Below are 12,074 nucleotides of genomic sequence, written 5' to 3'. Positions count from 1 at the left end.
GCGCGAAGATCAGCGGCGCATCACCGTGATGTGCACATGGTCGAAGTGGCCGTATCCCGATCCTCGTGGGCCGGCCGGCGTGTAATAGGTGCCCCGCCAGATCACGTCCTGCACCCCGAACCGAACCGCGTTGTTCATCGCGAACGCCATGATCTGATCTCCGAGCGCGATGCCCTCAGGGCTGCCCGAGTTGGGGATCATGATGTCGATCGCCAGCCCGCTGGGATGCCAGGGCTTCGAGTCCGGCCGAACCCCGCCGATCTCGGAGATCTGAGGGAACTGCGCGCTGACGGCCCGGGCCGCCAGGATCGCGTTGGGCTGCAACCCGGCCTCCGGCGCGACGCCGACGGGCAGTGCCTGGATGTCCACGACGGCGGCCGCGAGAGAGGGCGGGGCGGGCATCGCGACGATCCCCGGGTCCGTCGGTGCGGGCACATTCGGCGGCGGAGGAGGTGGCACGGCGCTGTCGAACACCGCTTGTTGTTGCGGTGTCAGCGCCGCGTACTGCTTCTCAGCCGCGGCGATCTGGCGCAGTAGTTCACTCCACTTGGCTTGCAGGTCCGCGCGTACCGCGGCGGCCTGCTCGGCCGCGGTGCGGGCCTCGGCGGCCGATCGCTCCGAGGCCTGAGCAGCGGTGACGGCCCGCTCGCTTGCCGATCGGAAGGCCTTCAGCTGAGCGGTTGTCTCGGCGGCGACCGTCCGCTGCAGCGACAGTTGGTCGATCAGGTGTTGCGGGGAACCTGCCGTCAGCACCGCCGCCATCTGACCGCTGCGGCCGCTCATGTAATCCATCGCCGCTATCCGGTCGACAGCGGCCTGACGCGGCTGCAACTCGGCGTTGGCGACCGCGAGTGCCTGCTGGTCGGCTCGATGGCGGTCCTCGGCCGCTGTCTGGTCGGCCAGCCGGGCGTCAGCGTCGCGTTGGGCAGCGGTGACGGCCTCGCGGGTCTGCACCGCCTGCTGGGACAACTCGTTGAGCTTGGCCAGCGCGTCAGCCGCAGGGTCGGCGTTCCCGATGCCCATCGACATCACCAGGACCAGGACCACAGCCGCTGAACCGCTCACCATTCGCCGAAGAGAATGGCGCACCCGGGTCATTCGGATTGTCACGATCCTTCGCTGTAGGGACCGATCGGCCCGGCCATCAGTTCTCGGACAGGCTACGAACTGCGATCGAGGATGTCCACTCCTCCGCGAGTCAGTCCAGGTGCCGGTCGACGTCCATCCGCTGGTGGAGGATTCGCACCACGTCGATCATGTCGACGCCGGTGATCCGGTAGTACAGCGTGTGCGTCCCAACGGCGTGCTTGCGGTAGCCGGGACGAATGTCGTCACAGGCCCGCCCGATCTGCGGGCTGTCCGCAACTCTGTCGATTGCCCGCTGGATCTCCCGCACATACGTCTCGGCCTGCTTGTCGCCCCAGCGGTCGCAGGTGTAGTCCCAGATCTGTTCCACGTCGGCCCGGGCGGCGGGCGACAGGACATACCGACTCACTGTTAATGCGATTCCGCACGTTTGCGCGCGATGAACTCGTCGAAGTCGAACGGAGTCGACTCACCGCTGCCTTCGCCGGCGACGAGGGATTGACGCAGTGCGCGCAGACGCGTCTCGCGGTCCTCGAGCAACCGCAGTGCGGTGCGGACCACGTCGCTGGCCGAGCGGTACCGGCCCGAAGCGACCTCGTCGTCGATGAACGCGCTGTAGTGATCGTCGAGGCTGAACGATGTGTTCTTACCCATGAACCCGAGGCTACCAACTATTGGTATACGACGGCCGCGCTCGTGAAGCAACGCGCCCCATGCCGACCTAAGCCGCAAGCAAACTCGCCAGCCCCGCGAGTGCCACGTCGACGACGTCGTCCAGCTTCGCCTGCTGCACTCCTGCGGCGGCATGCACTGCGATCCCCTGTCCGATCGTCACGGCATACCCCGCCAGGGCTGCGGCGTTGAGGCCCCCCGCGGGCCCGGACGCATCCGTCGTCTTGGCCAGAGCCTTCGCCACCGCGTCTTCGAGGCCCTGGCGATAGTCGGCGAGCAGTCGCGGGATGTGCGCGTTGTTCGGTGCGCAGGCAAGCCCGCCCTGGATGGACAGACAACCCCGGGGCACGTCGCCCGCACGCGTCGCGGCCGTCACGGTGGAGCGCAGATAGGACTCGATGACCTCGTAGGCGGTGGACCGCGCCAGCACCGTATCCAGGTGTTCGTGGTACGCGAGGCCGTATCGCTCCAGGGCGCGGACGAAGAGTTCTTCTTTGCTGCCGAACACGGCGTACAGGCTCGGTTTGTTGATGCCCATCGCCTGGGTGAGTTCCGTCAGCGAGGCACCCTCATACCCGAGGCGCCAGAACACGTCGATCGCACGATCGAGCGCCTGGTCCTCGTCGAAGGCGCGTGGTCGGCCTCCGGCGGTCCGTCGCTCTGCGTCCATGAACGCGATCCTAGCCCGGTGAACGCTAGTTTCTACCGAACGGTACAAAACTGATACGCTCGACCTGCAACCGATCGGTACAAAACTGGAGGAACACGTGACATCTCTGACAGGCAAGACCGCACTCGTCACCGGAGCAACGTCCGGAATCGGACTCGCCACGGCGCGGGCTCTCGCGCAGGAGGGTGCCTACGTTTTCCTCGTGGGTCGCCGCGAAGACGCCCTCGAAGAGGCTGTCGCCGGCATCGGGGCCGGTCAGTCCAGCTTCATCCGAGCCGACGTGGCGCAGCAGTCCGACCTCGACCGCGTCGCATCAACGATCGAGGCCACCGGACGCACGCTCGACATCCTCTTCGCCAATGCAGGGGTCGCCGAGGTCGCGATGCTCGGGGATCTCACCTGGGAGCACTACGCCGCGACGTTCAACACCAACGTCGGCGGCATCATCTTCACCGTGCAGACCGTCCTTCCGCTTCTCAGCGAAGGCGCATCGGTGATTCTGTGTGGCTCCAGCGGCGATGTGAAGGCGTCTCCCGGAACGAGCGTTTATGCCGCATCCAAGACCGCGATCCGGTCCCTGGCCCGCAGTTGGGCCGCAGAACTCCTCGACCGGAAGATTCGGGTCAACGTCGTCGCCCCCGGACTCACCGAGACGCCGGGCCTGATCGATCTCATGTCCGGCTCCGACGAGGCCCTCGCAGACCTGACCTCCACAGTGCCGATGAAGCGCCGCGCCCGCCCGGAGGAGATCGCGAGCGTGGTCGCCTTCCTGGCCTCCGACGGCAGCACCTTCATGACCGGGTCAGAGGTCTACGTCGACGGTGGAGCCAGTCAGTTCTGATCAGAGCTACTCGGGGCCGCCCGTCAGAGTTGCGACGTAGTCGTCGACGTAGGTCGACAATTCCCGTGGCGGCCGCCGGTAGTCACCGCTGAGCACCGGCTTCTTCGGCAGTGCCACCTTCGGCGGGTCGACGTCGTAGTAGTCGATGGTGGACAACAGGTGCGCGATCATGTTCAGCCGCGCGTGCTTCTTGATGTCGGATTCGACGATGTACCAAGGGCTCAACGGTGTGTCGGTGTGCACCATCATCTGGTCCTTGGCCCGTGAGTAGTCCTCCCAGCGGTAGACCGACTCCAGGTCCATCGGGCTGAGTTTCCACTGCCGCATCGGGTCCTTGAGTCGGGACCGGAACCGTCGAAGCTGTTCGTCGTCGGACACCGAGAACCAGTATTTGCGTAGCAGCACACCGTCTTCGATCAGCATCTGCTCGAAAATCGGTGTCTGGCGCAGGAACAGCGTGTGCTCGGCGGGGGTGCAGAAGCCCATCACCTTCTCCACGCCGGCGCGGTTGTACCAGGACCGGTCGAACAACACGATCTCGCCCCTGGCGGGCAGGTGGGGCGATGTAGCGCTGGTAGTACCACTCCCCCCGTTCGCGGTCCGACGGCGCCGGAAGCGCCGCGATCCGGGCGATGCGTGGGCTGAGATACTCGGTGATCCGTTTGATCGTCCCGCCCTTGCCTGCGGCGTCGCGACCCTCGAAGACGATGACGACTCGAGTACCGGTGTCTCGGACCCACTCCTGCAGCTTCACCAATTCCGTTTGGAGACGGAATAGTTCGGCCTCGTAGACGTCTTTGGCGATCTTGTTCCCGCCCGATTTCTTCTTACCCACCGGGCAATCCTAGGGCTGTTTCGACGACGGTTCCTGTCCGTCGCAGTTGGGGTCCTTCTCGACGGAGATGACGAAGTCGTCGCCGTGCTGGGTGACCCCGGTGATGACCGCGCTGTTGACCGCCTCGGCGGCATATTCGCGCCGGACCACCTTCGGGTCACGCCGCAGATCCTTCACCAGTGCCACCGCCATGGCCACCATCACGAGCAGGAACGGCAGCGCCGCGATGATGGTGATCGTCTGCAGGCCGGTCAACGCGTCCGAACCGCCGACCAGGAGCATCACCGCAGCGACCGCTCCGGTGGCCACGCCCCAGAAGACGACCGTGCCGCGACTGGGGTGGATGGTGCCGCGTTGGGACAGCGATCCCATGACGATCGAGGCCGCGTCCGCGCCGGAGACGAAGAAGATGGCGACCAGGAGCATCACCACCACGCTGGCGACGGTCGCGATGGGGTACTGGTCGAGGAGCGTGAACAACTGCTGTTCGACCCCACCCTCACCGGCCAGATCGGTGCCCCCCTGTTGGACATTGATCGCCGCGCCACCGAACACCGCGAACCACACCAGCGACACCAGGCTCGGCACCAGCAACACACCGGCGACGAACTGACGGATGGTGCGCCCCCGCGAGATCCGGGCGATGAACATGCCGACGAACGGCGTCCACGACACCCACCAGGCCCAGTAGAAGATCGTCCAGGACTGCAGCCAGGCGTTGACGTCGGCGCCCTCGGCACCGGTGCGCGCCGACATCATGTTCAGATCGGCGAAGTAGCTCCCCAACGCGGTCGGCAGCAGGTTGAGGATGAAAACCGTTGGACCGACCACGAATACGAACAGCGCGAGCGTCAGGGCCAGCACCATGTTGATGTTGGACAGCCACTGGATGCCGCGGGCGATCCCGGACACGGCGGACAGCACAAAAGCCACCGTGAGGACCGCGATGATGACGACCAGGATCGTGTTGCCGGTCTCGCCGATGCCGCCGACGATCTGCAGGCCGCTGCGGATCTGCAGCGCACCCAGCCCGAGCGAGGCCGCCGAGCCGAACAGCGTGGCGAAGATCGCCAGCATGTCGATGACCTTGCCCCACGGCCCGTTCGCCCGGTCGCCCAGCAGCGGCTCGAACGCTGCGCTGATCAACTGGCGACGGCCTTTGCGGTATACGCCGTAGGCGATCGACAGGCCGACGACGCAGTAGATCGCCCACGGGTGCAGCGTCCAGTGGAACAGCGTGGTGGCCATCGCATTCTGCACGGCCTCGGTATTGCCTGCGGCACCGGTGCCCGGCGGCGGCGTGGTGAAGTGTGACAGCGGCTCGGCGACCCCGAAGAACATCAGACCGATGCCCATGCCGGCGCTGAACATCATCGCGACCCACGAGATCCCGTTGAACTCGGGGGCCTCGTCGTCGCGGCCCAGTGGAATGGTGCCGTAGCGGCCGAGCGCCAGGTACAGCACGAAGACGACGAACCCGGTGCCGGTGAGCACGAACAGCCAGCCGGTCTGGTTCATCACCCAGGTCAGGGCGCCGCCCGAGGCCGTCGCCAGCGTGTCGGTGCTGACGAATCCCCAGACCAGGAAGCCGATCGCGAAGACTGCGGTGACACCGAAAACCACCCAGTCGATGCCGCGGGACCGGGTGATCGAGTCTTCTTCGACGGGGATGTCGAGCACCGGGTGCGGGGGCGGCCCGACAGCGGTCTGGTCGGTTCCGGCGTCCGGAATCGCGGTCACCTTGCGCTCTGATATGTCAGCCATCCAGGACATTCGACCCCGGCGGCGGTCACCCGTCAATTCCAGTAGCGCTACGAACGTGTCACTTCGCGGCTTCCAACAGTTCATCCAGCGATTCGCGCAGCAGGCTCGGGAGCATGTCGACATCGCTCATCGCGTCGCGGTCGGCGTTGATGCCGAAGTACAGCATGCCGTTGTAGGAGGTGATCCCGATCGCCAGCACCTGGTTGTGCAGCAGCGGCGGCACGGCGTAGGTCTCCAGCAGCTTGGTCCCGGCGATGTACATCTGCTTCTGGGCGCCGGGGACGTTGGTGATCAGCAGGTTGAACTGGCGGGCCGAGAAACTGGTCGCGACACGGATGCCCATGGCGTGCAGCGTGGGCGGACCGAAGCCGGTCAGCGTGACGATCGTCCGGGCGTCGACCAGACTGCCCGCGGTGGGGTGCGATTCGGTGGCATGGGCGATCTGCGACAGCCGCACCACCGGGTTGGCTTCCCCGACAGGCAGATCCACCAGGAACGGCGACACCTCGCTGATCGCCTGACCGGGGCCGGTCGAATCGAGTTCGGCCTCCGGGTACACCGACATCGGAGCCATCGCGCGCACAGTCGTCGTCGCGCCCACCGGTTCACCCCGCGACAGCAGCCAGTTGCGCAGGGCCCCGGCGATCACCGCGAGCACCACGTCGTTGACGTCGCAGTCGTAGCGGGCCCGCACGAGGCGGAAGTCCTCGAGGCTGCCCGAGGACACCGAGAATCGCCGGTTGCGCGACACGGTGGTGTTCAGCGGACTGCTCGGGGCGGTGCCACGCGCGACGGTGCGGGCCACCTCGGCGGCCCGGCGCCCCAGGTCCATCAGTTGATCGGTGTTGGTCACGGCTTCGGTGACCGCGATGCGCGCCGCAGTGGCCTGCGCGGTGGGCCGGGTGACCCATTCCCCGAGCGCGCCGAGGAGCAGTTGGCGATCGTTGGGTTCACGGCCGGGAATCCAGATGTCCTCGCCGAACTCGGGCGGTTTCTGGGTCCGGTCGGCGATCACATGGCCGATCTCCAGCGCGGTCATCCCGTTGACCAGCGCCTGATGCGTTTTGGTGTAGATCGCGAGCCGGTTCTTGGCCAGACCCTCGACCAGGTACATCTCCCACAGCGGCCGAGACTTGTCCAGCGGCCGGGAACCCAGCCGGGCGACGAGGTCGTGCAACTGGGTGTCACTGCCCGGGGACGGCAGCGCCGAGCGCCGGACGTGGTAGGTGATGTCGAAGTCGCGGTCGTCGACCCAGACCGGCCTGGCCAGACCGAACGGCACCTCCTGCACCTTCTGCCGGTAGCGCGGAATCTGCGGCAGCCGCCGTTCCACGGTGTTGAGCAGGGTTTCGTAGCTCAGCCCGTTGCGGGGCTTGCGCAGGATGGACAGCGACCCGACGTACATCGGGGTGGCCGAGTTCTCCAACCGGAAGAAAGAGGCATCCGACGCCGACAACCTCGTCACCACGCGGCGCCGCCCTCCGTTCGATCACCCGACAGAAACACTGTCACGTTATCTACAGAATCTGTGACCGCGCTCAACGGGTGCTCCGAGGGCCCTCACGCACGTGGGATCATGGACCCGTCTGCGACTCTCCAGCAGATGCCTTTTGTGTTGTGCCCGATCGCTGGAGAGCCCCATGACCGCATCGCTGATCCCGTCGGACCCGTCGCCGCAGTGGGCGACCTCGCGGATCGTCGACTACGAACCCACACCCGAGGCACTCGGGCGGTGGCCGGAGCCGATCTGCCCGGCGCCGACAACCGAAGCGCTGCATCGCCGCTCGCCGCGTCCGCCGCCACGGCGGACCCCGTTGCACCTGTGCGAGCCGCCGCCTCCGAAATCGGCGGTGGTGTTCGCCGAGACCGCGCTGCGCCAGGTGATCGAGGTCATCGACCGGCGCAGGCCGGTCGCCCAGTTGCGTCCGCTGCTCGCGCCGACGCTGATCGACAGCGTCATCGCCCAGGTCGGCGTGACGCGGCGGGGCAGCGCGACGGTGAAGCGCATCCGGGTGCGCGCGGTGGCCGCGGGTGTCGACGACGACGGACGGCCGGCCGAGGTCTGCGCAGCCGAGGTGTTCGCGACGTTCGCCCGGTCCGGGCGGGTGCACGCCGTCGCGGCCCGCATCGAACGGCACAAGGACCGCTGGCGACTGGTTGCGCTCCAGATCGGCTGAGCCCCTGGTGCATTCAGACTGCACCCACGGCGGCGTTCACTCGTGCTTGTGCGCCGCTGGTGCAGTCTCGATGCGCAGAGGGGTCAGCTTCGGCGGCTGCCCTTGGCGTGCTTGCCGCTCTGGCGGGCCGCCTCGCGGCGCTCCCGACGGGTTCCGCCGCCGTTGGGCTTCGGGGCACCGGAGCGGGTCACCTCCACCGAACCGTCCTCCGACGGTCCGGAGTAGATCAGGGGCTGCTCCTGATCGTCGATTCCCTTGGCGCGCAACCCAGCCGGGGCCGGAGGGCGCTGCTTGGTCGCGACGCCACCCTTGTTCGATTCCGCCGCCGCGGCCGCTGCCGCTGCGAACTCGGCGAGCCCGGGGGGCGCTGCCACCGGCGAAACCGCCGGTGCGGGTGCGGCTTCGACGCTGACGTTGAACAGGAAGCCGACCGACTCCTCCTTCATGCCCTCGAGCATGCCGGTGAACATGTCGTAGCCCTCGCGTGCGTACTCGACCTCGGGGCGCTGCTGGGCCAGCCCGCGCAGGCCGATGCCCTCACGCAGGTAGTCCATCTCGTAGAGGTGTTCACGCCATTTGCGGTCCAGGACGTTGAGCAGCACGTTGCGTTCCAGCTGACGCATCGCGCCGTCGCCGGCGATCCCGTTGATCTCGGCCTCCCGCTCCGCGTAGGCACGTTCGGCATCGGCGATCAACGCGTCGAGCAGTTCCTGGCGGGTCAGCTCGCCGGGCTCGCCGACCGCGTCGGTGTCGATCAGGTCGTGGTGGTCGATGCCGACCGGGTAGAGCGCCTTGAGCCCGTCCCACAGCTTCTCCAGATCCCAGTCCTCCGAGTAGCCCTCGGCGGTGGCGCCGTCGACGTAGGCGGTGACGACGTGGATGAGCATCTTGTGTGCCTGATCGGCGAGGTTCTCCCCTTCGAGGATGCGGCGGCGCTCGGCGTAGATGACCTTGCGCTGCTGGTTCATCACCTCGTCGTACTTGAGGACTTCCTTGCGGATGTCGAAGTTCTGCTGCTCGACCTGGGTCTGGGCGCTCTTGATGGCGCGGGAGACCATCTTGGCCTCGATCGGCACATCGTCGGGCAGGTTCAGCCGGGTCAGCAGCGTCTCCAGCGTCGCGCCGTTGAAGCGGCGCATCAGCTCATCGGCCAGCGACAGGTAGAAGCGGGACTCACCCGGGTCGCCCTGGCGGCCCGAGCGGCCGCGCAGCTGGTTGTCGATGCGCCTGGATTCGTGGCGTTCGGTGCCGAGCACGTACAGCCCGCCCGCGGCGACGACGTCCTTGGCCTCCGCGGCGACCTCCGCCTTGACGTGCGGGAGGTCCTCGTGCCAGGCCTCCTCGTACTCGTCGGGGGTCGCGATGGGGTCGAGGTTGCGCTGGCGCAGCCGCCGGTCGAGCAGGAACTCGACGTTGCCGCCGAGCACCACGTCGGTACCGCGGCCGGCCATGTTCGTGGCCACGGTGATCGCACCCAGCCGGCCCGCCTCGGCGATGATGCCGGCTTCCTGCTCGTGGTACTTCGCGTTGAGGACGTTGTGCGGGATGCGGCGCTTCTGGAACTGGCGCGACAGGAACTCCGAGCGCTCCACGCTCGTGGTGCCGATCAGCACCGGTTGACCCTTCTCATAACGTTCGACGACGTCGTCGACGACCGCGATGAACTTGGCCTCCTCGGTCTTGTAGATCAGGTCGGACTGGTCGGTCCGGATCATCGGCTTGTTGGTGGGGATGGTCACCACGCCGAGCTTGTAGATCTCGTGCAGCTCGGCGGCCTCGGTCTCGGCGGTGCCGGTCATGCCGGCGAGCTTCTCGTAGAGGCGGAAGTAGTTCTGCAGGGTGATCGTGGCGACCGTCTGGTTCTCGGCCTTGATCTCGACCTGCTCTTTGGCCTCGATGGCCTGGTGCAGCCCCTCGTTGTAGCGCCGCCCGATCAGCACGCGACCGGTGAAGTCGTCGACGATCAGGACCTCGCCGTTGCGGACGATGTAGTGCTTGTCGCGCTCGAACAGCTCCTTGGCCTTGATGGAGTTGTTCAGATAGCTGATCAGCGGCGAGTTCGCGGCCTCGTAGAGGTTCTCGATGCCCAGCTGGTCCTCGACGAACTCGACGCCGAGCTCGTGCACGCCCACGGTGCGCTTCTTGATGTCGATCTCGTAGTGGAGGTCCTTCTCCATCAGCGGCGCGAGCCGGGCGAACTCGGTGTACCAGTTCGATCCACCGTCGGCGGGCCCGGAGATGATCAGCGGGGTGCGGGCCTCGTCGATCAGGATCGAGTCGACCTCGTCGACGATGGCGAAGACGTGGCCGCGCTGGACGCAGTCCTCGAGGCGCAGGGCCATGTTGTCGCGCAGGTAGTCGAACCCGAACTCGTTGTTGGTGCCGTAGGTGATGTCGGCGTTGTAGGCGGCCCGACGCTCGTCGGGGGTCATCTGCGACAGGATCACGCCGACGTCCAGGCCGAGGAAGCGGTGCACGCGGCCCATCTGCTCGGCGTCGCGCTTGGCGAGGTAGTCGTTGACGGTGATGATGTGCATGCCCTTGCCGGCGAGCGCGTTCAGATAGGCAGGCAGGACGGCGGTCAGCGTCTTACCCTCACCGGTCTTCATCTCGGCGACGTTGCCGAAGTGCAGCGCGGCGCCGCCCATCACCTGGACGTCGAAGTGGCGCTGATTGAGCACCCGCCAGGCAGCCTCACGGGCGACGGCGAACGCCTCGGGCAGGATGTCGTCGAGATCCTCGCCGTTGGCGAGGCGATCCTTGAACTCGTCGGTCTTACCGCGGAGTTCGGCGTCGGACAGCTTCTCGGTGTCATCGGACAGGGTGTTGACGTAGTCAGCCACCCCCTTGAGGCGCTTGACCATGCGGCCTTCGCCGAGACGGAGCAACTTTCCCAGCACGCTGTTTTACCTTTTTCCTCGTTGCGATGATGACCATTCGTCACGCGTTAGACGGACACCATCGTAGGCGACGCACCAAAATCGCTGGTCGAGCATGTCAGGCGCGCCGCACTTCGGGTGGATCCGGCGCGCGAGGCGACCGTGACGGTCCCTGCGCGCGCCGGATCGACCTCAGGTGGAACTGGTCAGGCCAGCGTGATCAGGCCAGCTTGATCAGGCCGTAGTCGTAGGCGTGCCGGCGATACACCACGCATGGTCGGTCGCTGTCCTTGTCGTGGAACAGGAAGAAGTCGTGGCCGACGAGCTCCATCTCGTAGAGCGCGTCGTCGACGGTCATCGGGGTCGCGGTGTGCTCCTTGGTGCGCACGATCCGCCCGGGCTCATGGTCGTCGACGGCCGGATCGCTGTCGACGGGCTCTGTCGACCGCGCGAACGCCGCGTCGAGATGGTCGAGCGAGGTGGCTTCGTGCAGTGAGACCGGGGTCTTGTCGCCGTAGTGGATCTTGCGACGGTCCTTGCTCTTTCGCAGCCGCCGCTCAAGTTTGCTGGCGGCCGACTCCAAGGCGGCGTAGAAGCTGTCGGCGCAGGCCTCGCCCCGCACGACCGGCCCGCGACCCTTAGCCGTGATCTCCACATGCTGACAGTTCTTACGTTGCCGCCGATTCTTCTCGTGGTAGAGCTCGACGTCGAAGAGATAGATGGTGCGGTCGAATCGTTCCAGGCGGGACAGCTTCTCCGCGACGTAGTTGCGGAAGTGGTCGGGAACTTCGACGTTTCGACCCGTGACCACCACCTCGGCGTTGGGACTTGAGTCGGGGGATCCCTCGGCGTTCGGATCCATCACCATCGTGCTGTCTGATTCCACGGAATGACTTGACATACTTGGCAACTCGATTCTCCTTCGCGTTCGCACGCATACGCGTGCCCGGGCCATCAAAGAAATCGCGCCGACGGAGCAGAACCTGTACGCGCCACTCGCCGGCGCAAGGTGTCGACTACTCACCTCCTACCGCTGGGCGCGATAACCGGCGCCTGGGGTTCTCGACGCCGCCGTGAAGTGTTCACGGATGGTTGATGCCGACGGTAGTCCGTGTTCACCCTGTCGTGCCACTAATTCGGCAGACGTGTT

10 protein-coding genes and 1 pseudogene are annotated in these 12,074 nt (G+C 66.4%); 2 read left to right on the top strand and 9 right to left on the bottom strand.

Going from position 1 to position 12,074, the window contains the following annotated elements:
- Nucleotides 1–9: 9 nt before the first annotated feature.
- From ABDC78_RS07755 to ABDC78_RS07740, 4 genes are all read right to left on the bottom strand, one after another.
- Nucleotides 10–1,098, bottom strand: a complete 1,089-nt coding sequence (locus ABDC78_RS07755; RefSeq protein ID WP_178361084.1) for a glycoside hydrolase — start codon at nucleotides 1,096–1,098, stop codon at nucleotides 10–12.
- Between the two features lie 100 nt (nucleotides 1,099–1,198).
- Nucleotides 1,199–1,495, bottom strand: a complete 297-nt coding sequence (locus ABDC78_RS07750; protein WP_178360912.1) for a type II toxin-antitoxin system RelE/ParE family toxin — start codon at nucleotides 1,493–1,495, stop codon at nucleotides 1,199–1,201.
- A 2-nt stretch (nucleotides 1,496–1,497) separates the two neighbouring features.
- Entirely contained in the window at nucleotides 1,498–1,740 is a 243-nt protein-coding gene (locus ABDC78_RS07745; RefSeq protein WP_178360913.1) for a type II toxin-antitoxin system ParD family antitoxin, read from the bottom strand.
- A gap of 67 nt (nucleotides 1,741–1,807) precedes the next feature.
- A complete protein-coding gene (locus tag ABDC78_RS07740) occupies nucleotides 1,808–2,428 on the bottom strand; it encodes a TetR/AcrR family transcriptional regulator (protein WP_178360914.1) in 621 nt (206 codons plus the stop codon).
- Nucleotides 2,429–2,525: 97 nt separating this feature from the next.
- Here ABDC78_RS07740 and ABDC78_RS07735 point away from each other — a divergent pair, with 97 nt between their 5' ends.
- The gene (locus tag ABDC78_RS07735) at nucleotides 2,526–3,269 is read left to right on the top strand and encodes an SDR family oxidoreductase (protein ID WP_178360915.1); all 744 of its coding nucleotides are present in this window, start codon (nucleotides 2,526–2,528) and stop codon (nucleotides 3,267–3,269) included.
- 6 nt (nucleotides 3,270–3,275) lie between these two features.
- Here the strand turns inward: ABDC78_RS07735 and ppk2 are convergent.
- From ppk2 to ABDC78_RS07720, 3 genes and pseudogenes are all read right to left on the bottom strand, one after another.
- Nucleotides 3,276–4,104 (bottom strand): annotated as a pseudogene (gene ppk2 / locus ABDC78_RS07730) (polyphosphate kinase 2).
- A gap of 9 nt (nucleotides 4,105–4,113) precedes the next feature.
- Complete coding sequence (locus tag ABDC78_RS07725; RefSeq protein WP_178360916.1) at nucleotides 4,114–5,868, bottom strand: BCCT family transporter; 1,755 nt, start codon at nucleotides 5,866–5,868, stop codon at nucleotides 4,114–4,116.
- A 58-nt stretch (nucleotides 5,869–5,926) separates the two neighbouring features.
- The gene (locus ABDC78_RS07720) at nucleotides 5,927–7,336 is read right to left on the bottom strand and encodes a wax ester/triacylglycerol synthase family O-acyltransferase (RefSeq protein WP_178360917.1); all 1,410 of its coding nucleotides are present in this window, start codon (nucleotides 7,334–7,336) and stop codon (nucleotides 5,927–5,929) included.
- A gap of 172 nt (nucleotides 7,337–7,508) precedes the next feature.
- On the opposite strand from ABDC78_RS07720, the gene ABDC78_RS07715 reads away from it, so the two are divergent.
- Nucleotides 7,509–8,045, top strand: coding sequence for an Rv3235 family protein (locus tag ABDC78_RS07715; RefSeq protein WP_178360918.1), 537 nt, complete (start codon nucleotides 7,509–7,511; stop codon nucleotides 8,043–8,045).
- 83 nt (nucleotides 8,046–8,128) lie between these two features.
- Here the strand turns inward: ABDC78_RS07715 and secA are convergent, their stop codons facing one another.
- Nucleotides 8,129–10,945: a preprotein translocase subunit SecA gene (gene secA / locus ABDC78_RS07710; RefSeq protein ID WP_178360919.1), complete on the bottom strand. Its 2,817-nt coding sequence runs from the start codon at nucleotides 10,943–10,945 to the stop codon at nucleotides 8,129–8,131.
- 199 nt (nucleotides 10,946–11,144) lie between these two features.
- Complete coding sequence (raiA, locus tag ABDC78_RS07705; protein ID WP_347133483.1) at nucleotides 11,145–11,786, bottom strand: ribosome-associated translation inhibitor RaiA; 642 nt, start codon at nucleotides 11,784–11,786, stop codon at nucleotides 11,145–11,147.
- Nucleotides 11,787–12,074: the final 288 nt, after the last annotated feature.

This window comes from Mycobacterium sp. DL, assembly GCF_039729195.1.
GTDB lineage: Bacteria > Actinomycetota > Actinomycetes > Mycobacteriales > Mycobacteriaceae > Mycobacterium > Mycobacterium hippocampi_A.
This window is presented reverse-complemented; position numbering and strand designations above follow the sequence as displayed.